The organism is Aedoeadaptatus acetigenes, from assembly GCF_025566985.1.
GTDB lineage: Bacteria > Bacillota > Clostridia > Tissierellales > Peptoniphilaceae > Aedoeadaptatus > Aedoeadaptatus acetigenes.
Window position 1 is genome coordinate 18628 of the sequence record NZ_JAOQJD010000006.1, and the last position, 26112, is coordinate 44739.

Below are 26112 nucleotides of genomic sequence, written 5' to 3' on the forward strand. Positions count from 1 at the left end.
AAACCACGAATTAGTTCCCGATTATAATGGGCAGATAGTAACCAAAGATTTAATTAATGTCCTAAGACAAAAAGATATTGATGTTAAAGACCATAATCAAACTCTTGGAGAAAATGAATTTGGAGAAATGACAGATGATTATATTGGATATTTCAAATTCTATTTTGATCACTATGTTGATGGCGAAGTTGTCGAGCATTATAGGATTGACCTTGGTGATGGTGAAGAAGTAAATGAGCGTGAATTTTCATATTTAGAAGAACAAGTTACACTAAGTGAGGAAAAATCATTACAAGAAGATAAAGAAAAGATAGAGCCTAAATTTAAGATAGGCGATCAGGTTAGATATAAAGATAAGGACTTTACCATTACAGATTTTGATGAACTAAGTGGAGGACTTAAAACTGTCACTATCAGAGATAATATGGAATATATGGGAGGTATGATTAGGGGTTCGGAAGTAATTCCATATAGAAACGATTCATACCTTGAAGAAATCTTTGAAAATCTAAGTCAAACATCAGAAAAACTAGCAGTAAAGGTTGGTAAGGAATTTATTTTAGAAGATGAGAATACCTTTAATGGAATTAAATTAATTGAAACAGGAACTAAGGTAGAAGTTAATGGAGAAGAAATTCCTTTATATAAGGCTGAAACATTTGAAGAAAGTAGAAAGATTGATGACCTTTTAGATAGTGGAAACTATGAGATATACAAATTATCTGAGCATGAAAATCAAATTGAAAGACAAGTAGAGCAAGAAAGCTTTATTGATACCCACAATCCAGAAATTGACCAAATGATGGATAGGTATGATGTCCCAAGGGAAGCAGCCGAAAACTTATTGAGGGGTAAAGAGGATTTAAAAAATCTAGGCTATGAACCTAATAAGGAAAGGCTAAGTTTTGCTAGAAATTATGACTTGAAAAATCATATTTACTCAGAATACCTAACACCATCAGAAAAGTTAGATAAAAATATCAAAGCTATTAAAATGCTAAAAAGACTTGAAAATGAAAATAGGAGTCCAAGAGAGTATGAACAAGCCTATCTTGCTGACTATCTAGGTTGGGGTGGTCTTGCTGATGTCTTTGATGAAGAAAAGGGAGGTCAATGGCTTGAAGCAAGGAATATTTTAAAGGAAAATCTAACAAATGAAGAGTATTTGAATGCTAAAGAGTCTACTTTAACATCCTTTTATACACCTAGAGAGGTAATGGATGGAATATATAAGACTCTAACAGATATGGGATTTAAGACTGGAAATATCCTTGAACCATCTGCAGGAGTCGGTAATTTCATTGGTAATATGCCAAGTGAAATGAAAGCGTCTAAAGTTTATGGAGTAGAAAAAGATAGTCTAAGCGGAAGAATAGCAATAGAGCTTTATCCTGAAGCTAATATTCAAATTAAAGGTTTTGAAGAAACAAACTTCTCAAACAATTTCTTTGACTTGGTAATAGGGAATGTTCCCTTTGGAGATTTTAAAGTTAACGATCGTGAATATAACAGAAATAACTTTCTGATTCACGATTATTTTTTTGCAAAGTCAATAGATAAGGTTAGGAATGGAGGAATTATTGCTTTCATAACATCATCTGGAACTATGGATAAAAAAGATGAATCTGTTAGAAAATATATTAATGCAAGATGTGAGTTTTTAGGAGCTATGAGGCTTCCTAATACAACATTTAAAGGACTTGCTGGTACAGAAGTTACTTCAGATATTATTTTTCTAAAAAAGAGAGATTCAGTTATAGAAAGAGATGACGATTGGATACACCTTTCAACTGATAAAAAGGGTTTGACTTATAATAAATACTTTGTAGATAACCCTCAAATGGTACTAGGGGATATGAAAGAAGTATCTGGTAGATTTGGAAATACTATTACTTGTGATGAAAAAGAAGATGAAAATCTAAAGGATTTAATGGATCTTGCAAGTAAGGAAATATCTTCAAATTCAAAATATGAAGAGGTCGAACTATTGGAAGATGAAGAATTAAGTCTTCCAGCAACAGATGATGTTAAAAACTTTTCTTACACTATTATTGATGAAGAGGTCTACTTAAGAGAAAACTCAGTCTTAATTAAGCAGAATATATCAGATAAAAACAAAGAAAAGATAAAAGATTACCTTGATGTAATGAATGCTTTAAAAGATGTAATAGAAAAACAAAAGGACGATTTTTCTGATGAAGAAATAAAAGAATCACAAGAAGAGTTAAATGAAGTCTATGATAACTTTTCAAAGAAACATGGCTTTATTAACTCCCTATCAAACACTAGAGCCTTAAAAGAAGACTCGAACTTTCCTTTGGTTTCATCAATAGAAATACTTGATGATGAGGATAATTTCAAAGCTAAGAGTGATATATTTTCAAAAAGAACAATCACAAAGGCAAAAGTAGTAGACCATGTAGACACTTCCCTTGAAGCTTTAGTCTTATCAGTTTCACAAAAAGGATATGTAGATTTTGAATATATGGAATCTATCACAAGTAAAGATAGGGACACCTTAATTGGTGAGCTTGAGGGCGAGATATTTTTAGATATTAAGGATACAGACCTAATAAATAACAGAATGCCCTTTGAAAACTTTAACAATGATGATCCCTTTCATTTTTCATATGTATCGGCTGATGAGTATTTAAGTGGCAATATTAGAGAAAAGATTGGTTATCTCAATTCATATATCGGAGAAATTGAAAATGTAATAGATTTAGCACCTTCTGAAAAGAAAGACACATTATTAAATGAGTTAGGCAAACTCAAATATCAAAGAGAAAAATTACAAGAAGTTATGCCTGAAGAACTAACTGCTTCTGATATAAATGTAAGGTTAGGAGCAACCTGGATACCTCAAAAAGATATAGAAGACTTTACTTTCAATCTTTTAAAAACACCAGGTTATGATAGATGGAATATAAATGTTAGGTTCTCACCACATACAAGTGAATGGAATATTGAAGGTAAAAGTGTTGACTCAACTAATGACCTTGCTAACATGACTTATGGTACAAGTAGAGTGAATGCCTATAAGCTAATTGAAAATGCTCTTAATCTAAAAGATAAGAAGGTATTTGACCAAGTAATAAATGATGATGGTTCTAAGACTTCTGTATTAAATAAAAAAGAAACCATGCTTGCAAGTCAAAAGCAAGAACTGATTAAAGAAGAATTTAAGAATTGGATATTTGAAGATCCTGATAGAAGATATAGGCTAGAGAAGATTTATAATGAAAAATTCAATTCAATTAGAAATAGAGAATTTGATGGCTCTAACTTAACATTTGATGGAATGAATACTGAAATCAGACTACGAGAACATCAAAAAAATGCCATAGCAAGGACTCTTTATGGTGGAAATACACTACTTGCCCATGTAGTAGGAGCAGGAAAAACTTTTGAAATGGTAGCTTCTGCTATGGAATCTAAAAAGTTAGGACTTGCAAGTAAGTCATTATTTGTAGTTCCTAACCACTTAACCACTCAAATTGGTAGAGAGTTTATGCAATTATATCCGTCAGCAAACATTATGGTGGCCGATAAAAAAGACTTTCAACCTAAAAATAGGAAAAGATTTATTGGTAGGATTGCAACTGGAGAATATGACGCAGTCATCATAGGACACTCTCAATTTGAAAAAATACCAATGTCTAAGGAATACCAGGTAAGACATATACAAGACCAAATAGATGATATAGTTTCCTTTATTGATGAGAATAAAAGAAATAGAGGAGAAAATTTCACAGTAAAACAACTAGAAAAGACAAAGAAGAAGCTTTTGGTAAGACTTGAAAAGCTAAATGATGACTTTAAAAAAGATGATGTTATAACCTTTGAAGAGCTAGGAGTAGATAAGTTATTTATAGACGAAGCTCATAATTACAAAAACTTATTCTTGCATACCAAGATGAGAAATGTGGCGGGTATCGGTCAAAGTGAAGCCTTTAAGTCTTCGGATATGTATATGAAATGTAGGTATATGGATGAAATGACAGATGGAAAGGGCGTTGTATTTGCTACTGGTACACCAATATCAAATTCAATGACAGAGCTTTATACCATGCAAAGATACCTTCAGTATGATGATTTAAAGGCAAGAGGATTAGAACATTTTGACGCTTGGGCTTCTACTTTTGGAGAAACAGAAAACACCTTTGAATTATCTCCAGAAGGTACTAGATATAGGCAAAAGACAAGATTTTCAAAGTTTTATAACTTGCCAGAATTGATGTCTATGTTTAAAGAAGTAGCAGATATAAAGACCTCAGATATGTTGAATTTGCCAGTTCCTGAAGCAAATTTTGAAGTTATTAAAACAAAACCTACTGAGGAACAAAAAGAAATATTAGAAGCTATTTCAGAACGAGCTGACGCAGTTAGAAATAACCAAGTAGAGCCGACAGAAGATAATATGCTAAAGATTACAAATGATGGTAAAAAACTTGCCCTTGATCAAAGATTAATAAATCCACTACTACCCGATGATCCTAATTCAAAGGTAAATGTATGCGTTAAAAATATCTTTTCGATCTGGGATAAGACAAAAGAAAATTCATCGACCCAATTAGTATTTTCAGATATGTCTACACCAAAAGGGGATGGAGAATTTAATATCTATGATGATATTAGAAATAAGCTGGTGAATATGGGAATACCTAAAGAAGAAATAGCCTTTATTCACGAGGCAGATACAGACAAACAAAAAGATGAATTGTTCTCAAAGGTAAGAAGAGGAGAAGTAAGAGTATTATTAGGATCTACTCAAAAAATGGGAGCAGGTACTAATGTACAAAACAAACTAATAGCCTTACACGATTTAGACGTCCCATGGAGACCGTCTGACCTAGAGCAAAGAAGTGGTAGAATTGTTCGTCAAGGTAATGAAAATGATAAGGTAAATATTTTTAGATATGTAACAGAAAATACTTTTGATTCTTATTTATGGCAGACAATAGAGAATAAGCAAAAATTCATTTCTCAAATTATGACTTCAAAAACTCCAGTAAGAGTTGCAGAAGATGTTGATGAAGCAAGTCTATCTTATTCAGAAATTAAGGCTTTAGCTACTGGCAATCCTCTAATTAAAGAAAAAATGGATTTAGATAACGAAGTTACAAAACTAAAAATGCTGGAAGCAAACTACAAGTCTAATAAATATAAGCTTGAAGATAAGGTAAATAAGATTTATCCTCAAAGTATTTTAAAAACTGAAATGGAAATACAAGCAGTTAAAGAAGATATTTCAAGTATTGAAAAATTAGGAGAAGGAGATAGCAAATTTACTTCAATCAGTCTTGGAGAAAATAAAATTTTAGATAAGAAAGAGGCTGGAGAGAAGCTATTAGAAGAAATAAAAAAGGTAAAGATAAATGATAGCAAGGTTATTGGTAAATATAGAAATTTAGACTTACAAGTTTCATATAACTTTATGACTAATACTCACACCTTTAAACTCCTAGGAAAAGCAGAATATTTTGGAGAGTTTTCAAACTCCACTGATGGCAATATAACAAGGCTTGATAATGCAATTGAAAAAATGTCTTCAAGACTTGAAAGATTAAATCAAAACCTTGAAAACTATAAAGAATCTTTAGAAAATGCCAAGTTAGAATTAACTAAACCATTTGAAAAAGCTGATGAGTTAAGGGATAAGACACTAAGACTAGCTGAGATTAATAAACTTTTAGATATGGGAGAAGTAGAAGAATTAGAAAACCAATCACCACTATTAGAAAATTTAAAGAGGGCGATAGTTGATTATTCTAACTATGAGTTTTCAGAATCTAATAGCTATGAAGACTTTGACAAACTATATCCTGATTTAAGCCATATAGGACTTGCCTATACAGAAACACCTGATGGTAAGCACACGATTCAATATGAGGTAAATTTGGAAGAAAAAACATGGACTCAGTATGTAGATAATGTAGCCATTAGAACAGAATCTTTTGTAGAGGAAGATATATCTAACTCACAAGCTATTAAAGATATGACTGAAGCCATAAAGATGTCAAGTTTTGATGATCTGGTATCAGTAGATGAAGAAGATTTAAAACAAGCACTAGGACTAGAAATAGATGATGATGGAAACTTTTATGATCCACTAGCAAAAGATCTTGATAATGACGGAATACCAGATAGGTATGACAATGATTTTAAAGATAGTGATTACTTTGAATCAACTTATGATGTAGAGGATAATCTTCACGCAAAGGAAGAAAAACCATCAATATTGGGACAAATATCAAAATTCAAATCAGAAGAAGAAAAAGATAAAAACCAAGAAAAAAGTGAAAAAGGACAAGAAAGGTAGAGGAGGGCGAATAGCTCTCCTTATTTAGTACAAGGAGGAAAATATGGAATACAAAGATATTAGAGAAAATTTAGAGGAAATGATGAATGATAATTACAAGGACTTTATAAAAGCACTTGTTAGTATAGAAAAAGGTGTTAATGATGAAAAGGCACTTGAAGAAGTCTATGTTTTATATATGAACAATGACACAACAGGTCTACTAAGTGATGACTTTGACTATATGATTGATGATATGAAAGAACAAGGTAAGATTGTTGAAAATACCAATGAACTTGAAGAAAAAGATGACCTCATAAATCTCGTGGGTAATATAGCAGGCAAAGTAGAAAATCTTGAAAGAGAAAATGCCAATGGAGAAAAGTTCAAGGTAAGCAACTTTTCAATTGTTTCAAAAGATGACGATGGGAATAAAATTTATACTAATTGTTCCGCATATGGAGATAAGACAAAAGATATAGAGAGCTTTAAACAAGGAGATTTTGTTAAAATCTTCGGACAAGTAAAAACAAGCATTGATAACAACGGCAAGGAACATAAGAATGTTCGTATTTTGTCTTCTAAGCTCTTAAAAGCAAAAGAACAAGTAAAGAGTCAAGATAAAGATAAAAAGTCCATATTAGGGCAAATAAAAAGCTTTAAGACAGATGACAAAGTTAAGTCAAACAAGAAAGACCATAGCAAAGGTGCAGAGAGGTAAATATCGGCAGTCTTCGGACTGCCTTTATTTTTTTATATGTATATAGGTTGTATAATGACGTAATAGGGGAAAGGCGTTTTAAATATATTTCATATATTTTTTGACCACTCTACTGTATCTTCCATCCGATAACTTTTCTCCCTAGACATATCCATAATATGGGCCCTATGAGCAAGTCTATCAACGATAGCCCCAGTAAGCATAGAATCTTTAAAAACCTACTCCCATCTTTCAAAGTTCAAATTCATTGTTAAAATTATTGATTCCTTATCAATTCTAGATGATAAGAGTTTAAGGAATCTCACATCCTATCTTATCAAATGAAACATAATCAGGCTTTGAGGTGAATTTACGTAAAGAGCAATGCTAAAGCTTAAAAAATACCTATCTAACAAAGGTGAATTTTTATTTTTATCATATTATGTAGATGGATGTAAATGAATATTATTTTTAAGTATATGTTATTTTTAATTGCTTCATTTCATATTGACTGGATCGGTCAATTTTGATATACTCTAAATGACCAGTTGGGTCATCGGTTTATAAAGAAAGGTGGTTTTGATCATTTATTCAAAATTTAATAACTTAAAACCAGAAAAACAAAAGCAAATTATTAACGCAGCTATAAAAGAATTTGTTCGAAATGGTTTTGAAAAAGCATCTACTAACGAAATTGTAAAAAGAGCTAATATTTCAAAAGGCTCGCTGTTTAACTATTTTAACAGTAAAAAGGATCTTTACTTGTACTTGATTGAGTATAGTAGTAAAGCAATCGTGAATCTAAATGAAGAAATTGATTTGTCTGAAACTGATTTATTTAAAAGAATCGAAAGAGTTGCTTTACAAAAGTTCTATGTTCAACAAAAGTACCCACAGGCATTTGAATTCTTGGCATCAACTAAACAAGAGGAGTCTGTAGAAGTAAAGGATATCATTAAACAAAGGCTCAATCCAATCTATAATCAAGCCATAAATAAATTATATAAAGACATTGATTACTCTAAATTCAGGGAAGGAGTTGATATTGAAAAAGCAATTGAGATTTTGAATTGGACGATGTTTGGTGTAGGAGAGAAAGGACTAAAGGAATTGTTTACCTTTGATGATATTGGTAGATTTGGAGAGAAATATCTAGAAGAGTGGAACGTTTATGCCGAATTACTGAAATACAGCTTTTATAAATAAAACTAAATTAAAGGTGTATTGAAATGAAAATATAATAGCTTTAGATTTTTATCTAAAAAAATTTTAAAGGAGTGTGTCTATATTATGACCGATATAGTAAAAGTACAAGGATTACAAAAAAAGTTTGGTAAATTTCAAGCATTGCGTGACGTTTCGTTCACGATAAAATCGGGGGAAGTGGTAGGGTTTATTGGTCCTAATGGTGCTGGGAAATCTACAACTATTCGTGCCCTATTAGGAATTATAAAACGTGATGCTGGTATTGCCGAGATATTCGGTAAGGATGTTTGGAAGGATAGCCTTGAAATTCATAAGCGAATTTCTTATGTCCCTGGAGATGTTGCCCTTTGGGGATCTTTAACGGGAGGAGAAATTATCGATCTCTTCATTAAATTACATGGTAGTGGAGATAAAGAAAAGCGCGATTATTTAATTAAACGTTTTGAATTAGACCCTAAGAAAAAAGCCAAAGGATATTCAAAAGGAAATCGTCAAAAAGTTGGATTGATTGCAGCATTATCTGTTGATTCTGATTTATATATTTTTGATGAACCAACATCTGGTCTTGATCCTCTAATGGAACAAGTTTTCCAAGAAGAAGTTGAAAAAATTAAAGCATCTGGTAAAGCTATTTTATTGTCCTCCCATATTTTAAGTGAGGTAGAACGATTAGCAGATAAGGTTGTAATTATACGCCAAGGTGAAATTGTTGAAACTGGAACCCTTGATGAATTACGACATTTAACTAGGTCTACTGTCACTTTAGTGACAAGTGGAGATGTATCAAAAATGGCTTTTGTAGATGGAGTACATGATTTTGTTCAAAATGATAGCCAAGCAACATTCTCTTTCGATAATCAATATCTCAATAGTATTTTAATTGAAGCTAGCAAATTAGGTGTCACAAGGTTTGAATCTATACCGCCAACACTTGAAGATTTGTTTATGCGTCATTATGAAAGCTAAACCGTGGGAAGGTGGAAAAATTATTATGAAAGAAAAATTTGCTCGTTGGAACATATTGTTTTTACAGTATTTAAAACGAGATTGGAAAAAAATTATTATATGGGTATTGGGACTTGGCATGTTTTCGGCTGGATTTGTTCCAGCTTTCAAAGAAATAGCAAAAGGGCAAGGTTTAGTCGGCATGTTCGAAACTTTGCAAAACCCTGCAATGATATCTATGGTAGGGCCGACCCCAGTTGAAACAGGAGCTGATTATACCTTAGGAGCAATGTATGCACATGAAATGTTGTTGTTTTGTGGTTTGTTTGCGATGATAATGTCTATTTTACACGTGATAGGTCATACTCGTAAAGAAGAAGATCTTGGCCTTACTGAGCTACTGCGTTCCTTTCAAATAGGTCGTCAGGCAAATTCTCTTGCAGCAATAGCAGAGATAGTCTTTATCAATGGTATACTAGCACTTTTTATTGCAGTAGTAATGATAAGTTTCGGTGCCGATACGATTTCTATTTTTGGTTCCGTGTTATACGGGGCATCAATTGGAATGGCAGGGATTATTGGTGCTGGGATTGCTCTAATAATGGCACAAATTATGCCCACGTCATCGGCTGCAACAGGATCATCATTAGGAATTGTAGGCTTACTATACATTGTTCGTGCTGGAACAGATGTCTCCAATGTTGACTTATCTATGATGAATCCTTTGGGCTGGACATATTTAACTTTTCCTTTTACAGATAATAATTGGTTTCCACTTATTTTTGCTTTAATTTTCAGTATAATAGTGGTGTTCATAGCTTTTTCACTTGAAGGTGGCCGCGATATGGGGGCTGGATATTTACCGCAAAGAGAAGGGCGTGAAAGTGCAAAGCAGTCTTTGCTGTCCGTCCGAGGATTATTTATAAATATTAATAAAGGTGTCATTATTAGTTGGTTAATCGCATATGTTGTTATGGGTGCTGCCTATGGTTCGATTTATGGAGATATGCAGACATTCCTAGAAAGTAATGAAATGATGAAACAAATGTTTTCTCATACAGGATTTTCTATTGAAGAATCATTCACAGGCACAGTTATGATGGTTTTGATTGGTTTAGTTTCCATTCTACCAATTGCGATTGTAAATAAACTCTTTTCTGAAGAAAGACGATTACACTTAAGTCAGATTTATGCAACAAAAGTAACCCGCAGTCAATTATATTGGACTAGTATAGGGTTATCGATATTAAGCGGATTATTAGGAGTTTTATTAGCAGCAGGTAGTCTTGGAGGTACTGCTATCTCTGCGATGGGGAATAGCGGAGAGATGGATATAGTTGACTTTTTTGCTGCTGGCTTTAACCTTTTCCCTACTGTTTTATTCTTTATAGGTCTGGCAGCGTTAGCTCTTGGATGGGCACCGAAACTAGGTAAAATAGTGTATATTTATCTTACATTCTCTTTTTTATTAAATTATTTTAGCGGCTTAATAGACCTCCCGGAATGGTTTTTAAATACTGCTATACAAAGTTGGATGCCTCAAATGCCAATGGATGATTTTGAAGCATCAGTTTTTCTTACAGTTACTATAATTAGCATTGCTTTAATAGTAATAGGTTTCTTGGGGTATAGTAGAAGGGATATGAATGAAGGAGCTTAAATTGATTGAATAGTAAATAGTGTAATCTAATGATTTAAATTCTTGTGTTGTAGGTTTTAACATTAGTCGATGAAAGCAATTAAATTTTATTATTACAGTTTCATATATTTGATAAGGATAGAAGTATTCTAAACTAGAATTATATTTCGATTCTTTTGGCGACCATTAGAAAGCTAGTCGTTATGTTCCCACGAACGTACAAATTAGTCGATATGTTCCCATATACAACAGTTTCGCTAAAAATCATAAATACATCAATTCTATCAACTCGTCCCACGTTGAAGCAGCAATTCTGATGACGTATTGTGGTTTGGACAAGGAATAATAGGAGTCAACCACAACATGTAGTGGTTTGAGTACGAAAATTGGGTCAAAAACAGGCTAAAAAATACCGTTTTTTGACCCTTTTAAATAGGGCATTTGACAGATGACATTTGATGTTTCGGGATTAAAAATCCATAGGGTGAGGTAGATTAGCACAGAACTTTATTGAATAGAGAAATTAAAAGTGATATAATCAGTTGCATAAGGAGGAGTTAAATATGTGTACATGTATTGCAGTAGTAGATATTACTTTATCTCATTTATAATGAAAAAAATTAAAGGAGGTAAAGGTATGGGTATGTTTTCTATATTTGTTATTGAGAGATTTCATTATCAACCAAACCAAAAATAATTGGTTATAATGAGCTCTTAAGATTAGTTCATTATAACCGGCAAGGAGGAGGGTATAATGAAACAGAAAAACCCGAAAAATACGCAAAATTTCATTACATCTAAAAAGCATGTAAAGAAAATATTAAAATATACGAATATCAATAAACAAGATAAAATAATAGAAATTGGGTCAGGAAAAGGACATTTTACCAAGGAACTTGTGGAAATGAGTCAACGGGTGAATGCTATAGAGATTGATGAAGGTTTATGTCATGCCACGAAAAAAGCAGTTGAACCTTTTCAGAATATAAAAGTTATTCATGAGGATATTTTGAAGTTTAGCTTTCCTAAAAATACAGACTATAAAATATTTGGTAATATTCCCTACAATATTAGTACTGATATTGTAAAAAAGATTGCTTTTGATAGTCAAGCGAAATATAGCTACCTTATTGTAGAGAGGGGATTTGCTAAAAGGTTGCAAAATACCCAACGAGCTTTAGGTTTGCTGTTAATGGTGGAAATGGATATAAAAATTCTTAAAAAAGTGCCACGAGCATATTTTCACCCTAAGCCTAATGTAGATTCTGTATTGATTGTACTTGAAAGGCATAAACCATTTATTTTAAAGAAGGACTACAAAAAGTATAGATTTTTCGTTTATAAATGGGTAAACAGGGAATATCATGTTCTTTTTACTAAAAATCAATTAAGACAGGTGCTGAAGCATGCGAATGTTACTGATCTTGATAAATTATCCAATGAACAATTTTTGTCTGTTTTCAATAGTTACAAATTATTTCAATAAATTAAAAATAATTAAGCGTTCTCTAACTTTAAGAGAACGCTTAATCTTATTACATTGAAAAATGCATTCTATTATTTTCAATTATTATGATATAACATAACTATCATTTTACTTATTTGCATATTTGCACGAAAATATAGTTATCGACGACTATTCTGATAATAGCAACTAATATAGTCAATGATAACTCAAAATTTATTGATATAGTAGGTATATGTGCAACTAATTAGGGAAGATTTTAGCTTGCCATTTCTGAAACAGCTAAAACAAGTATTGCGTAAAGAATGCGCCAGTCTTCCCATGGACTTAAAATGCTTGCTTGGGGCACACATAAAACCCCTTGAACAATCTATTGACAGAGTTGAAGGACTGTCGGAGATTCTAAGACGAAGTAATCCTAAAATGGCCCTATGCCATACAGATATTCATAATTGGAACTTGATGCAACGGGATGAGCAGTTAGTTCTAATTGACTGGGAAGGCTTGAAATTGGCTCCAGTAAAAGCTGATCTCATGTTTTTTGTTGATAAGCCATATTATGATGTATTTATGAACATATACCTGAAATTACACAAAGATTTTTTAATCAATACGGATGCTTTGTTATTCTATCATATTAGACGTAAACTAGAAGATATATGGGAGTTTATTGAACAACTTTTATATGACAATCAAGAGGATAAGGAAAGAAATGAAACTATAAAAGTTCTTGATGGTGAACTGAATAACTTAGTGTTTTGAAAAAAGAATAATGTATTATTAAGCTAAATAATATTGGAGAAGAAAATGAATAAACAAGAATTATATCAAATTGCTTTCAGTATAATTAATCATAAAAAGTTACGGAACTTTGGAACTTCAGGGCATGTGGAGACGGTGGTATTGATGTCAAGGAAAATAAGATAATAGGCTATAAAAGTGTTGAAATTAATGGTTTTGGGGTTTTAGAAGAAATCCTAAAAGCCATTTTTCTATTTAGATAAATATCTTAATTATAATTAAAGAATAAATTGAGGATCAAGAACCTCAATATTATATAGAAAATAGCCACGAAGCGATCATACCAAAAGAAATCTTCATGCAAGTCTAAGAAGAAATGGATAGACGAGCTAATATGGTAAGTGGCAAAGGGAAAAGAAGAATCTATTCCAGTAAATACGCCCTTTCAAGTATTGTCTACTGCTCTATATGTGGGGATATTTACAGGAGAATAGCATGGAATAATAGAGGAAAGAAAAAAACAAGTTATTTATAGTGTTAAATTACCAACACTCTTATTACTTCCTATGTAATGTTTACAGTTCTAGTATCATAACTTGTTCAATTAGAGGATTTAAACAGATTTTTGTGGGCTGTTTTTTAGTACCATAAATAGTGTAAGAAAGGAAGTAATTCCTATCTTGCACTATTTTTGTATAATGAAGAAGTAGTATGACGAGGCTGTTTTAGGGTTGAAACATCCGCCACAAAAACTGTCAACTACCTTTTCATTATTCATATTCGGTTAAGCAGGTTGGGCAAAACGCCCGTGTCACAAGCTAAAAAGAGTGTAATGGTGCAGGTAGAAACTACAAAATAAAAAGAAAGAGGAAAAAACATGATATCTGTAGGAATAGACATATCAAAAGAAAAAATCACAGTTTGTGCATTAGGACAAGGAAGCAAAATAATCTGGAAACCCTTTGATGTTTCTCTAAAAAAACAGAAGTAGAAAAATTTTTAGAGAAACTAGAAAAAATAAAAGAAGAAGTAAAAATAACAATGGAAGCAACAGGAAAATATCATCTCCCAATACTTTATGAATTAAAAGATAAAGACTACTTTGTAACAGTAATAAATCCATTAAAAATGAAACAATTCTGTAGAGCATTAAACTTTAGAAAAGCAAAAAACGACAAGATAGATGCAAAACAAATAGCAGAATATGGACTAATGTATTGGAAAGAATTAGAAGAATACAAAATAGATGAAGTGAACTACAGAATCCTAAAAGAATTAAATAGAAGCTACCAACATTACATGGAGCTAAGAATCGACCAAATGAACTACATAGATCAAACAATACATCAAACATTTCCAGGCATAAAAAAACTAATACCACATAATTCAGGAGACTTTTCAAAAGACAAACTATTGGACTTTCTAGAAAAATGGTGGCATAAAGACCTAGTATTAGAAAAAACATAAGAAGAATTTGTAGAAGAATATAAAACTTGGGCAAAGGAAAAGAGATACCATCCAAATGCAAACAAAGCAAAAACCATTTACAAAATAGCAGAGGATAGTATCTCAACACAACCTTCTCATAACTCAAAACTAGAAACGAATATCAGAGAAGGAATAAACCTGATAAAACAAATAAATCAGATTCTAAATAGAATTTTATCACAAATGATAGAAATATCCGAGCCCTTAGAAGAATATAAAGAAGCAAAAAAATTCTCAGGCATATCAGAAAAATTAGCAGTACAAATAGTAGCAGAATTTGGAGACCTATCAAAATTTAAAAACAAAAAAAGCCTAATATCCTTTATAGGAATAGACGCACCACCATATGAATCAGGAAACTTTAAAGCAGATCAAAGAAAAATAAGTAAAAGAGGAAACGCAATACTAAGAAAAGTAGGCTACCAAGCAATGAAATGTATGATGAGTGCTAAAAATCCAGAAAATGAAATATATAAGTATATGATAAAAAAAGAAAAAGAAGGGAAAGCCAAAACGTTTGCAAATTTGCAGGCTTAAACAAATTCTTAAGAATCTACTATGCAAGAGTTATGGAATCAAAAGCAGAGAAAAAAGAATTAAAAGTAGCATAAGATTTAAAATAACACTAAAAAGCAAGCCGATTGATTACACTCGGCTTGTTTGCTATACGCTAATTTAATAACTCAAATAATCAAATAACCTGAAATTTATATCAGGTTATACTTGACTTTTGTTAGCAGGTTTCTTTTATAAAAAATGATATAATAAATTATGAGATGCGTATTTATTGCTTATTCTCACATGCTTGTCTGTCCAATTATTGGACTAGTAGGTTTAATACTTGGGGTAAGGGAAAAAGATAGGTTTTTTATGGCATTAAATGTCCTTTTTATCTTATTACTTCCTATAGCAATGTTTGCTAGTCATCTAGTAGGATCTCTTTAAGTAAGATAATAAGTTTAGAATAAAAATTTGTAAATAATTTTAAAAAAGCTATAAGTTTATCCGCTTATAGCTTTTTATCTCTCCACTTCCTTTCCATAATAATTTTCATAGTTTTTCCTATACTGAACAAGGTCAGAAAATTGTTCTTTATTCAAAGAATACTCTTGCATAAGGGTGTTCTTTTTTTCTTGCAATTTATCGAGATTTGATAGTATTTCTTTTGTGCTTGGAAGCTTTTTATAGTTTTCTAAAATTTCTTTAGCGGCTATTTTATAAACAGAAAGTTCACTATAATATTCTTCTGCAAACTGATTATCTTCAGGATTTTTCTTGTGGTATTTATAGATTTCACGATACTTATTTATAGTATTTATATTTTCCATATCTTGGGATAAACTTTTCATTTCACTTTCGATTTTCTTTATTTTATCTAACAAGTCTTGTCTATCATCAGCAGATTTTTTGATTAGATCATCGAGTTTAGTAATAGATTTAATTCCTTGTTCTCTAAGCTTAATTATCGAGTCAGCCATTGTTTTGATATTATGTTTTCTTGCCCAAACTTCATAACCTTTTGAGGATTGAGCTTTTTCATTAGTGGATATATCAATAACATTTCCTACACGCTTTTTAATAGGATTAGCTTTATTTTTAATTGCTAAATCTATTCGTTCTTTGATTTTTTCCTCAGTATAATCTTCTCCGATAGTCTTAGCTCTTGTAAATCTTTGCTTATCTTTATGACGAAAAGCAATGTGTTTACCAAACTTAATTTCATAATCAATAGATTTCATATTATCTAAAAATTCTTCCCACGAGTTAGACTTATTGATCATTCTATCTATATCAAATTGAAGTTTAGACTTCCAAGAATTTCCTTTCTTGTTTTGATCATATTCGTACCAAGACTTACCAGCAGTTTTATATTTTCTCTTGTAAGCTTCATAGTATTTATCAATGACTGAAAGCTTATTTTCTTTACATAATTCATCACTTTGATACCTGATTTTGTGGTAAGATTTTTTGTTAGATTGGTAGCATTTACCAGTCTTGTAATTAACATTATTAAAAATTATATGGTTATGGATATGTCCTCTATCTATATGAGTTGCAAGAACAAATTCATAATCTTCTTTTAAAATTTTCTTACATAATTCCATTCCAATTTCGTGAGCTTTTATAGGATCAACCTCTCCTGGTAGAAAAGATTGAATTAAATGTCTAGCTAAGACTGTTCCTTTAGTATCATTATCTTCTCGAGTTTTCAAAAATTGAATATGGGCAGTAGATGGATGACATTTGAATGAAGATACTAAGACTTTTTCATCAGTTTTTTCGCTCTTAGTAATGTAATCTATTGCTAAATTTAGAGTTGATTTTATAGGATTTATTTTTGTAATTGCCATATTAATCACCAGAACTTTCTTTTGATTTATTAAGAAGTAGGGAATGAATCTGCCATATTTCTCTTGATAATTTTTCTATTTCTTTATTCATTGCTTCAATTTCATTTTTGTAAATAACACCAGTTGTATTAGTAGCCTTGGCGATCTGGTTTATATTATTTGTTGCATTTGAAAGTAGCCATTGTAAGTTTCTAAATGGTTCTAAATCTACAACATAAATTTCTTTTTCTAATACGCATTTTCTAAGAAAGTGGGACATAGTTTTGCAATTAGCAAGTTTCATTTTCTTTTCAAAAACTTCTTTTTCTTCTCTAGTTAATTTTATTTCTATTCTTTCATTTCTAAATCTATTTGCCATCTTATTCTCCTTTATAAAATATATTTCGGGGTCTTAGGGTTCTCCCTAACAAGGTAAAAATTAAAAAAATGGAGCATTCCGTAAAGGTATGCTCCATTAATTTTTTCGTAAGTGTCCGTACACTTACTGTGCTTGCTACATAAGCTACATAAGAATAAATTAGATATCAAGCGTTAAGCAAGTTTTGAATTTGTAACTATATTATAACAAATAATCGTGGGCTATTCTATATAAAGATTGCCAAAATACAGATAATGATTGAGGTTACAGAACTGTTAATATCATAAATGGTTTTTAGAAGTTGAAATTGTAGAACTAATGCTGTGAAAATTAGAATTATCTTTTCTATATTCACGTGGCGTGCATCCTACATGTTGTTTGAAAATATAAGTAAAACTGCTTTGATGAGAATACCCCACAGCGCTAGCGATTTGTTGTATTGATAAATCATTTTCTAATAATAATCTTTTTGCTTTATCTATGCGGCAGTTCTTAATAAATTCTACAATTGTATATCCATATATTGAGTGAAATAGTTCAGACAGTTTAGATTTGCTCATATTGCACATGCGTGCATACATTTGAATGTTCGTTGGATTGGAAAAGTTTTGTTCTAAATAGTGACCAAGACGATGAAGTGCTTCTGAATCTTCTTTGTCTATAACATTGTGAACAGCATTGCTTTTCCAAGATAAAAATGCTTCGATTATTTCTAATATTTTAGCCTCATAGAATAGTTCCGAGATTTCTGATGTTGGTGTGTATGTGGCAATATCATCAAGTATTGTTGAGATTTTTGGTATAAATAGGTCTGTACCAATTCGAGGGACTATTTCTGAAAGTGAAGAAAAGTCTTGATGAAATATTTTTGGAAGGTATTCTTCATAATATTCAGGGAAAATTGAAACTCCAACACTGTCTAACCAAATCCCAGCAGGAATTATATATTCATGCTCGCCATTATCAAGGTAATAACCAATAAGTTGATTTTTTTGATTACAAGAATTTTTTTTAATTGCTCTTGCAACATAAAATGAACTTTGGGAAAGTACCAACATTTTAGGGTGATAATATCTGTAATGCATTTCATTATAAAAACAAAGATGGTAAATATTTATAGAACAAAATGCATTTACAGGGTATGTCCATAGATATCCTTCGCCAGTACTATCTTTTGGCACCATGGTAAAACCACCACTGGGTTTGATACCAGATTTATCAGGATTTAGATTTAGTTGAGAAAATAAACCGGAATAAAATTTATCAGCATACATTTGCGGCGCTCCTTTTTATAAAATGTCCAAAATTTTTAGTATAATGTCCAAACAAAATTTGGAGATATTGCAAAGGATAACTTTGCATATTATAATAAATATATGAGTTAGCTAGGTCTAACCTTTTGTATATATTATATGCTGAACCACAAGGGAAATCAAGTAAAATGAGTTTATAAATTAATAATATGTATTGGATAAAATACTAAATGATGTTTCTTGAGTATCAAGCGTAAATATAAAAAATTAAGGAGGATGTATTACATGACAGATAAGAAAGGTTTGAATCCAAACAGATTAAATGGTAAAGATTTAATCAATGCTGGGATTTTTTCAGCGATTTATGTGGTTATTATTATTGCAGTCGCATGCACTTTGGGGTTGATTCCAATTGGCTTTTTACTTCTCACTTTTGTTGTCCCATTTGTAGAAGGTATTCCAATGATGCTTTATTTTACAAAGATAAAGAAATTTGGAATGCTAATAATTTTACAGGCAGTAATTGGGATTGCCATGATTTTAACAGGAATGGGATATGATCTATTGATTTGGGCAATCATAACAGGAATTGTTGGAGAACTTATTTTGAAAGCTTCCAAATACCAAAAGAGCATGGGGTGTGTTCTTGCATATGCAGTATCGAGTATATGTATTGCGGGAAATTATGTACATTGGCTCACAGCGAGTCAGGAATGGTTAAAGAATAAGGCAGCTAGCTATGGAGAAACATTTATGTATTCTGTTTATGGATGGTTTCATAGTAACTGGTGGTTATTCCCTCTTTTGATTGTTTCTTGCTTTGTGGGCGGCTTTCTTGGCGGGATGATTGGTCGTAAGGTTTTGAGGAAACATTTTGAAAGAAGCGGGTTGGTGTAATGATTTCTGAACTATATCAGAAAAATGCAACGGCGGATAAACTATATCTTGATCCACGAACAAAGATATTGATGTGTTTGCTTGTATCAACTACTTTGCTCAGTGGTTCTCCTGTTGGATACTTAAAAGTTTTTCACACGATACTTTCACTTTTGCCGTTTGTTTTTTTGATTGTTTTAAAGAAGGTGCGAGCAGTAGTTTATTTTTTTGCTTTGTATCTTTTTGCACTATTTGTTCCAGATCTTCTTGCACCGCATTTACCAACTTGGTTTAACCTCTTGTTTACGGGAATAATTGCATTTTCGGTAGAAATTATTCCTGGTTATATGATGGCATATTTTATTTTTTCAACAACATCTGTAGGCGAGTTTATTGCAGCTATGGATAGAATGCATGTTACGAAAAAACTTACAATTCCTATTTCGGTAACATTTCGTTTTTTTCCTACCATTAGAGAAGAATATGTAAATGTGCGAGATGCTATGAAATTGCGAGGGATAGGTTCTTTTCGCAACCCTCTTATGATGTTAGAGTTTAGGATGGTTCCATTTTTAACAAGCATTGTATCTATTGGTAATGATTTGGCTGCTTCTGCACTTACAAGGGGACTTGCAGCACCTAATGAAAGAACTAATGTAAGTAATATTGGGTTTACGTGGAGAGACTATCTTGTTTTCGGCAGTTTAATTATTTTTTATATCCTTTATTTTATTCTTATGTTCAAGCAAAAGGGGGCTTTATGATTAAATTTGAAAATGCAAGTTTTGTATATAAGAACGGGCAGAGAAATAATGGTATGCGAGATGTGAGCTTAAATATTCCGGAAGGTCAAGTTGTCCTGCTTTGTGGTGAATCTGGTTGTGGAAAAACAACTCTTACAAGAATGATAAATGGTCTAGTTCCGCATTTTTATGAAGGGGAAATGTCAGGTGAAGTTTTTGTTTGCGGAAACAATGTAGCTGAATGTGAACTGTATCAGCTAGCGTATTATGTAGGATCAGTATTTCAGAATCCAAAATCCCAGTTTTATACAGTTAAAACAGATACAGAAGTAGTATTCACATGTGAAAATCTCGGAATGGAGAAACAACTTATTTTTGAACGTTTTGAAAATATTGTTGAGGCTCTTGATATTACTGCATTGCTAGGGAAAAGTCTTTTTTCTCTATCTGGCGGGGAAAAACAGAGGGTTGCTTGTGCTTCCGCTATAGCACCTAATCCTCCAATAGTCGTTATGGACGAGCCTACTTCCAATTTAGACACGCATACTATCGCACAGCTGCGAAAGATTATTAAAAAATGGAAGCAGGATAGAAAAACGGTGATAATTGCTGAACATCGTTTGGAATGGCTTATGGATTTAGCTGATCGTGTGATATATATGAAAAATGGACGAATTATAAATGATTATACAATAGAACAATTTAAGAAAATCAGTAAAGAACAATTAAAAATTATGGGGCTTAGAAGTAAGCCTGAATTTCAAAAAGAGAATAGAGCAACGGATAATGCTGGAAAAATAGAGTTTGTTGATTTTAGTTATACTTACAAAGGAGAAAATAAACCGGCTCTTTCTATTCCTTATATAAACCTTCCGGAAAACTCTATTATCGGCATTGTTGGAAACAATGGAGCAGGTAAATCTACTTTCGGACATGCTTTCTGTGGTTTGGAAAAAAGGTCGAAAGGGGATATCTTTCTAAATGGAGAAAGTTTTAAAAGAAAAAATCGAATCGAAAGTACTTATATTGTTATGCAGGATGTAAATCAGCAGCTTTTTACCGAAAGTGTATTTGAAGAAGTCAGGTTATCTATGGAGAGGTTAGGATTGTCTCATGAAGAACAGGAGAAAAGAACAAATATTATTCTGAAAGAGTTAGGGTTGGAAGAATTTAAAGACTCTCATCCCATGTCTTTGTCCGGAGGGCAAAAACAACGTGTTGCAATGGCTAGTGCGCTTGCATCTGATAAAAGATTTCTCCTATATGATGAACCAACTAGTGGACTTGATTATATGCATATGATTGAGGTGGCAGATGCTATAAAGCGTATGAAGGCGGCGAGACGAACGCAATTTGTGATTACGCATGATTCGGAGCTTGTTTCAAGATGCTGTGATTATATTCTATTTCTTGAATGTGGGGAAGTAAAATGTATTGGAAATATAGATGATATGGCAATACAGGAGACACTTCAAGAATTTTGGAATCAGGTTTACATGTAGATGAAATGATGAATTAAGCTTTAGGTTCTTTTTTAAAATAATGGACAAAATAAATCAGCAACTTTGATTGTTTGTTTTGATTTTGCTTTTGCAAGAGGTACTAAGATGCCTCTTGCAAAAAAAATAACATAATTGATAGTACTATTATCAATGTACAAGGGGGAATTTTATGGCGAACCAAGATATTAGCATTACTCCTAGATTATTGGAAAATGCAAAAAAAGAATTTAAACGAAATGGGTTTGAAAAAACTTCTTTAAATGTAATTTGTAAAAATGCAGGCATAACTACTGGAGCGTTATACAAGAGATTTAGTACTAAAGAAGATTTATTTAATAGCCTAGTTGAAAAACCCGCAAATAGACTCAAAGAATTCCTTGATAAAGAACATAGAGATTACAAAAAATTACCCAAAGAGGAGCAAATAAATTGTGTCTTTAAAAATTGGGAGAATGAAGATAGATTTATTGGATTGATATATGAATACAAGGAAGAATTTTTAATGATTTTAAATTTATCAGGTGGAACAAAATATGAGTTCTATTTTGATGAAATTTCTAAAATAATTACAGATGCAACCATACAATTTATTAGAACTAACAATAAAAGTGATGTAGATGAATTTATTTTGTATGAACTTGTTCATATATTAGTCAGTTCATATATAAAGGGAATTTTAGTACCTCTTTCCCAAAATATGAATTTAAATGAAGCTAATATTTACATTCAACACGTTAAAAAATTTTTCTATGCTGGATGGAAAGATTTGCTGAGAATATAAGATTTGGAGAAGAAAAATGTTTAAATTATACAAAAAATTATTTAAGTATGTTCCTGAAAGAAAAACATTCGCATATGGTTCAATGCTATTAGCTGCTATTTCCACAATATGTTTAATGGCTTCTTACTGGTATTTGTGGGATTTGTTTTGCGAATTATTAGTTACCAAAGATTATAGTGCGGCTATAAAAGATAGTAAATTGATTGTAATCTATATGGTATCGTATGGAGTTATTTACTTTGTGGCATTGATGGTATCACATATGCTTGGTTTTAGATTAGAAACAAATATCAGAAAAACTGGGTTAAAAAATCTAATCAATGCTTCTTTTGCTTTCTTTGATACGAATCCGTCAGGGAAAGTAAGAAAGATTATTGACGATAATGCTGGAGAAACACATTCTACAGTGGCACATTTGATTCCTGATAATGTTGTTGCAGGAATGTTGCCAATTTTAATGTTTATTATGACCTTTGCTGTTGATTATAGACTTGGTATTTTGTTGGCTATAACAATTGTAGTAGGTATTTTTCAATACAAATCAATGTATGGTGGAGAAGAATTTATGATGGCATATTCTAATTCTCTGGAGAAAATGAGTTCAGAGATAATTGAATATGTTAGAGGAATGCAAGTATTGAAGATTTTTGGGATAACCGTTCGTTCCTATAAAAGTTTATTGGATGCAATTCTCCAATACTCAAAAAACACTTATGAATATTCCTTAAGTTGCAGAAAGCCGTATGTGTCATTTCAAACGTTATTTAATACCTATTATTTGATATGTATTCCTTGCAGTATGTATTTTATAACAAAAGGAGAACAAGCTGGGATGATTCTTGCAAAAGTAATCTTCTTTACTTGTTTTTCTGGGGTTATATTTTCATCATTTATGAAAGTTATGTTTGCTTCACAAAATAACTTTAATGCCGGACAGGTAATAGATCGTTTAGAGAATTTGATAGATGGAATGAAGAATGAAAAATTAGAACATGGTGAAAGAAAAGAATTTAAACATTATGATATTGAGTTTGATAGGGTTTTCTTTAAATATGATGAAAAATATATTATAGAAAATTTGAGCTTTAAGTTAGATGAGGGAAAAACTTTTGCTTTAGTTGGACCATCTGGGTCAGGGAAGTCAACGATAGCGAAATTGATATCAGGTTTTTATTCTTTAAATAGTGGCAGTATAAAAATTGGTGGTTATGATATACGAGAATATAGCGAGGAAACATTACTTCAAAATATTTCATTTGTATTTCAAAACTCAAAATTATTTAAAGCCTCTATTTATGAAAATGTAAAAATGGGTGACCAAAATGCGACAAGAGAAGAAATTATGAATGCTCTGCATTTGGCAAAGTGCGAAAGTATTTTGGCAAAATTTCCTGAAAAGGAGAATACCATTATAGGCTCAAAGGGAGTGCATTTATCAGGTGGTGAAGTACAAAGGGTTGCCATTGCAAGAGCTATTTTGAAAAAATCTAAGATTATTATACTCGATGAAGCTTCAGCTGCCGCAGATCCCGAAAACGAGTATGAACTTCAACAAGCTTTTTCAAATTTAATGAAAGGGAAAACAACCATTATGATTGCTCACAGATTATCTTCAATTAGAAATGTTGATGAGATATTGTTCATTGAAAATGGCAAAGTTATTGAGCGAGGTAATGATACAAATCTAATGAATTTAAATGGAAGATATAGAGAACTTCAAAACTTGTATGAAAAAGCAAATGATTGGAGGGTAATGTAATGAGAAAATATTTACAAAAGAAATTTCAATTAACTGAAGCCGGAGCAAAAGGTCTGGAAAAATCCGTATGGTCTTCATTTGCATATTATGCTATTTATATGCTTCCAATGATTTTAATGATGTTTTTTGTGCAATCTATTTTAGAAAATAAAGGGCATGGACTTGAAACTTATGTTTTAGGAATTGGGATAATCATAATACTTGTTTATGTGGCAACAAATATGAATTATAAAACCACATATAACGAAACTTATAAAGAATCTGCCAATTTAAGAATCGAAATAGCGGATATACTAAAAAAATTGCCATTAGATTATTTTTCAAAACATGATATCTCTGATCTTTCACAGACAGTTATGGCAGATGTTGCGGCAATTGAACATGCTTTAGCTCACGCAATAGGTCATACAATTGGCTATGTTTACTTTTTCATTGTGATAGGCGTGATGATGTTAATAGGAGATTTTAAACTTGGAATTTGTGTGTTACTTCCACTGATTATTTCAGCAGGTATTTTATATTTATCAAAAAAAAGCCAAATAAAGGTGAGAGGAAATCATTACGAAAAATTAAGAGAGATTTCAGAAGAATTTCAATCATCTATTGAAATGAGTCAAGAAATAAAAAGTTATGGATTAAAGGAAAATACGATAGAAAACATTTCTAAAAAGCTTGACGAATCCGAAAAAATTCAAATGAGAGCAGAAATTGTTCAAGCTTTCCCAGTAAGCTTGGCTGGATGGATCACAAAGTTATCTATAGGTATTACAAGCGTTGTTGGACTCCATATGTTTATAAGTAATGAGGTGCCTTTGTTATATTTAGTTGGATATATTATTGCAGCAACTAAAATCTCTGAAGGTTTAGAAGGTATTTATATGTATCTTGGAGAAATTTTTTATCTTGATGCAAGAATTAATAGAATTAAAGAGTTAAGAAATACTAAAGCCCAAATTGGAAATAATGTAGATTTTGATAATTATGATATTAGTTTTCAAAATGTGGATTTCTCATATTCAGGGAAAAATAAGAAAGTTATCAATAATGTTACTTTTACAGCAAAACAGAACCAAATTACTGCACTTATTGGACCATCAGGTTGTGGAAAATCAACATTATTAAAATTGATGTCAAGACTTTACGATTATGATAGCGGTCGGATTTTAATTGGGGGTCATGATATTAAAACAGTAGATACTGAGTGCTTATTTAAAAAAATTTCAGTCGTATTTCAAGATGTTGTGCTGTTTAACACTTCTATTATGGAAAATATACGCATAGGAAATACGAATGCAACGGACGATGAAGTGAGAGAAGTAGCTCGAATTGCCGGTTGTCAAGAAATTATAGACAGGCTTCCTGAGGGCATACAAACAATTGTGGGAGAAAATGGGGCAAAATTATCAGGAGGTGAAAGACAGAGAATTTCAATTGCAAGAGCCATTTTGAAAGATGCACCAATTATTCTTCTTGACGAAATTGCAGCTTCATTGGATGTAGAAAATGAAGCAAAAATTCAAGAAGGATTAAATAAACTTATAAAGAATAAAACGGTTGTCATTATTTCACATAGATTAAAATCTATTCAAAATGTAAACCAGATAATTTTGCTTGATGAGGGCAAAGTTGTGTCAAATGGTACACATGATGAAATTTATAATGAATCACAGTTATATAGAAATATGATTGAAAAATCTGATTTGACTGAAATGTATTCGTATTAGGAGAAATAGTTAAATATGAAAGAACAATTAATAGCAAAAGACCGATAGATTTATTCTTTCAGTTATCTATTCCAGCAGTAATAACAATGATAGTTATTGGTCTTTATCCACTTATTTATGGAGTACTTATGATGCTTATATTTATCTATAATGAACGGAGGGAAAAGGAGATGAACAAGTGTATAAGTTACCTTGTAGAATTGAAATGGAATAAAAATACTCCTTTTTTCTATAATTCTTGTAGTTGTCTGTCTTTATATATTCTCGTCTAAACAATTAA

General features: G+C 31.6%; 18 protein-coding genes and 2 pseudogenes. 16 read left to right on the top strand and 4 right to left on the bottom strand.

Annotation, left to right across the window (positions count from 1 at the left end; all coding sequences use genetic code 11):
- Window positions 1–361: 361 nt before the first annotated feature.
- Together OCV31_RS04415 and OCV31_RS04420 are read left to right on the top strand one after the other, a co-directional pair.
- A pseudogene (locus OCV31_RS04415) lies at window positions 362–6322 on the top strand (helicase-related protein); the annotation flags it as partial.
- 43 nt (window positions 6323–6365) lie between these two features.
- Window positions 6366–7022 (top strand): DNA-binding protein, encoded by a 657-nt coding sequence (locus tag OCV31_RS04420; RefSeq protein ID WP_148472993.1) that lies wholly within the window; start codon window positions 6366–6368, stop codon window positions 7020–7022.
- A gap of 89 nt (window positions 7023–7111) precedes the next feature.
- Here the strand turns inward: OCV31_RS04420 and OCV31_RS09770 are convergent.
- Window positions 7112–7228, bottom strand: a pseudogene (locus OCV31_RS09770) (hypothetical protein); the annotation flags it as partial.
- A 352-nt stretch (window positions 7229–7580) separates the two neighbouring features.
- On the opposite strand from OCV31_RS09770, the gene OCV31_RS04425 reads away from it, so the two are divergent.
- The 8 genes from OCV31_RS04425 to OCV31_RS04460 all read left to right on the top strand — a co-directional run bounded on the left by OCV31_RS04425 (window position 7581) and on the right by OCV31_RS04460 (window position 15022).
- Window positions 7581–8207, top strand: a complete 627-nt coding sequence (locus tag OCV31_RS04425) for a TetR/AcrR family transcriptional regulator (protein WP_000587963.1) — start codon at window positions 7581–7583, stop codon at window positions 8205–8207.
- 84 nt (window positions 8208–8291) lie between these two features.
- A complete protein-coding gene (locus OCV31_RS04430; RefSeq protein WP_101749679.1) occupies window positions 8292–9173 on the top strand; it encodes an ABC transporter ATP-binding protein in 882 nt (293 codons plus the stop codon).
- Window positions 9174–9198: 25 nt separating this feature from the next.
- Window positions 9199–10812 carry an ABC transporter permease gene (locus tag OCV31_RS04435; RefSeq protein WP_025194366.1) on the top strand — a complete coding sequence of 538 codons (1614 nt, stop codon included), beginning with the start codon at window positions 9199–9201 and terminating at the stop codon, window positions 10810–10812.
- A gap of 616 nt (window positions 10813–11428) precedes the next feature.
- Complete coding sequence (locus OCV31_RS09775; protein ID WP_146743586.1) at window positions 11429–11488, top strand: erythromycin resistance leader peptide; 60 nt, start codon at window positions 11429–11431, stop codon at window positions 11486–11488.
- 57 nt (window positions 11489–11545) lie between these two features.
- On the top strand, window positions 11546–12277 hold the full coding sequence (gene erm(A), locus OCV31_RS04440; protein ID WP_023079061.1) for a 23S rRNA (adenine(2058)-N(6))-methyltransferase Erm(A): 732 nt from the start codon (window positions 11546–11548) through the stop codon (window positions 12275–12277).
- Between the two features lie 216 nt (window positions 12278–12493).
- Entirely contained in the window at window positions 12494–13018 is a 525-nt protein-coding gene (locus tag OCV31_RS04445) for a phosphotransferase (protein ID WP_001176020.1), read from the top strand.
- Window positions 13019–14032: 1014 nt separating this feature from the next.
- Complete coding sequence (locus tag OCV31_RS04455) at window positions 14033–14464, top strand: IS110 family transposase (RefSeq protein WP_316533178.1); 432 nt, start codon at window positions 14033–14035, stop codon at window positions 14462–14464.
- Between the two features lie 204 nt (window positions 14465–14668).
- Window positions 14669–15022 (top strand): transposase, encoded by a 354-nt coding sequence (locus OCV31_RS04460; RefSeq protein ID WP_001895960.1) that lies wholly within the window; start codon window positions 14669–14671, stop codon window positions 15020–15022.
- A 482-nt stretch (window positions 15023–15504) separates the two neighbouring features.
- On the opposite strand, the gene OCV31_RS04465 is transcribed toward OCV31_RS04460, so the two are convergent.
- From OCV31_RS04465 to OCV31_RS04475, 3 genes are all read right to left on the bottom strand, one after another.
- A complete protein-coding gene (locus tag OCV31_RS04465; protein ID WP_001018680.1) occupies window positions 15505–16836 on the bottom strand; it encodes a relaxase/mobilization nuclease domain-containing protein in 1332 nt (443 codons plus the stop codon).
- Window position 16837: 1 nt separating this feature from the next.
- Window positions 16838–17194: a plasmid mobilization protein gene (locus OCV31_RS04470; protein WP_148472995.1), complete on the bottom strand. Its 357-nt coding sequence runs from the start codon at window positions 17192–17194 to the stop codon at window positions 16838–16840.
- Between the two features lie 281 nt (window positions 17195–17475).
- Window positions 17476–18468 (bottom strand): helix-turn-helix domain-containing protein, encoded by a 993-nt coding sequence (locus OCV31_RS04475; protein ID WP_019132798.1) that lies wholly within the window; start codon window positions 18466–18468, stop codon window positions 17476–17478.
- Window positions 18469–18732: 264 nt separating this feature from the next.
- Here OCV31_RS04475 and OCV31_RS04480 point away from each other — a divergent pair, with 264 nt between their 5' ends.
- The 6 genes from OCV31_RS04480 to OCV31_RS04505 all read left to right on the top strand — a co-directional run bounded on the left by OCV31_RS04480 (window position 18733) and on the right by OCV31_RS04505 (window position 25832).
- Window positions 18733–19344 carry an MptD family putative ECF transporter S component gene (locus OCV31_RS04480; RefSeq protein WP_019132797.1) on the top strand — a complete coding sequence of 204 codons (612 nt, stop codon included), beginning with the start codon at window positions 18733–18735 and terminating at the stop codon, window positions 19342–19344.
- Window positions 19344–20087 (top strand): energy-coupling factor transporter transmembrane component T, encoded by a 744-nt coding sequence (locus OCV31_RS04485; protein WP_055318214.1) that lies wholly within the window; start codon window positions 19344–19346, stop codon window positions 20085–20087. The genes OCV31_RS04480 and OCV31_RS04485 overlap by 1 nt, the downstream gene beginning before the upstream one ends.
- Window positions 20084–21568, top strand: a complete 1485-nt coding sequence (locus tag OCV31_RS04490; RefSeq protein WP_019132795.1) for an ABC transporter ATP-binding protein — start codon at window positions 20084–20086, stop codon at window positions 21566–21568. The genes OCV31_RS04485 and OCV31_RS04490 overlap by 4 nt, the downstream gene beginning before the upstream one ends.
- A gap of 169 nt (window positions 21569–21737) precedes the next feature.
- Window positions 21738–22349 carry a TetR/AcrR family transcriptional regulator gene (locus OCV31_RS04495; protein WP_055318213.1) on the top strand — a complete coding sequence of 204 codons (612 nt, stop codon included), beginning with the start codon at window positions 21738–21740 and terminating at the stop codon, window positions 22347–22349.
- Window positions 22350–22365: 16 nt separating this feature from the next.
- Window positions 22366–24108 (top strand): ABC transporter ATP-binding protein, encoded by a 1743-nt coding sequence (locus OCV31_RS04500; RefSeq protein WP_019132793.1) that lies wholly within the window; start codon window positions 22366–22368, stop codon window positions 24106–24108.
- The gene (locus OCV31_RS04505) at window positions 24108–25832 is read left to right on the top strand and encodes an ABC transporter ATP-binding protein (protein ID WP_094208730.1); all 1725 of its coding nucleotides are present in this window, start codon (window positions 24108–24110) and stop codon (window positions 25830–25832) included. The genes OCV31_RS04500 and OCV31_RS04505 overlap by 1 nt, the downstream gene beginning before the upstream one ends.
- Window positions 25833–26112 lie beyond the last annotated feature (280 nt).

What these genes read in the sequence shown, in the direction of transcription:
- OCV31_RS04420 (WP_148472993.1), top strand. Translation starts at nt 6,366, where the DNA reads ATGGAATACAAAGATATTAGAGAAAATTTAGAGGAAATGATGAATGAT.
- OCV31_RS04430 (WP_101749679.1), top strand. Translation starts at nt 8,292, where the DNA reads ATGACCGATATAGTAAAAGTACAAGGATTACAAAAAAAGTTTGGTAAA.
- OCV31_RS04435 (WP_025194366.1), top strand. Translation starts at nt 9,199, where the DNA reads ATGAAAGAAAAATTTGCTCGTTGGAACATATTGTTTTTACAGTATTTA.
- OCV31_RS04460 (WP_001895960.1), top strand. Translation starts at nt 14,669, where the DNA reads ATGATAGAAATATCCGAGCCCTTAGAAGAATATAAAGAAGCAAAAAAA.
- OCV31_RS04465 (WP_001018680.1), bottom strand. Translation starts at nt 16,836, where the DNA reads ATGGCAATTACAAAAATAAATCCTATAAAATCAACTCTAAATTTAGCA.
- OCV31_RS04470 (WP_148472995.1), bottom strand. Translation starts at nt 17,194, where the DNA reads ATGGCAAATAGATTTAGAAATGAAAGAATAGAAATAAAATTAACTAGA.
- OCV31_RS04475 (WP_019132798.1), bottom strand. Translation starts at nt 18,468, where the DNA reads ATGTATGCTGATAAATTTTATTCCGGTTTATTTTCTCAACTAAATCTA.
- OCV31_RS04480 (WP_019132797.1), top strand. Translation starts at nt 18,733, where the DNA reads ATGACAGATAAGAAAGGTTTGAATCCAAACAGATTAAATGGTAAAGAT.
- OCV31_RS04485 (WP_055318214.1), top strand. Translation starts at nt 19,344, where the DNA reads ATGATTTCTGAACTATATCAGAAAAATGCAACGGCGGATAAACTATAT.
- OCV31_RS04490 (WP_019132795.1), top strand. Translation starts at nt 20,084, where the DNA reads ATGATTAAATTTGAAAATGCAAGTTTTGTATATAAGAACGGGCAGAGA.
- OCV31_RS04495 (WP_055318213.1), top strand. Translation starts at nt 21,738, where the DNA reads ATGGCGAACCAAGATATTAGCATTACTCCTAGATTATTGGAAAATGCA.
- OCV31_RS04500 (WP_019132793.1), top strand. Translation starts at nt 22,366, where the DNA reads ATGTTTAAATTATACAAAAAATTATTTAAGTATGTTCCTGAAAGAAAA.
- OCV31_RS04505 (WP_094208730.1), top strand. Translation starts at nt 24,108, where the DNA reads ATGAGAAAATATTTACAAAAGAAATTTCAATTAACTGAAGCCGGAGCA.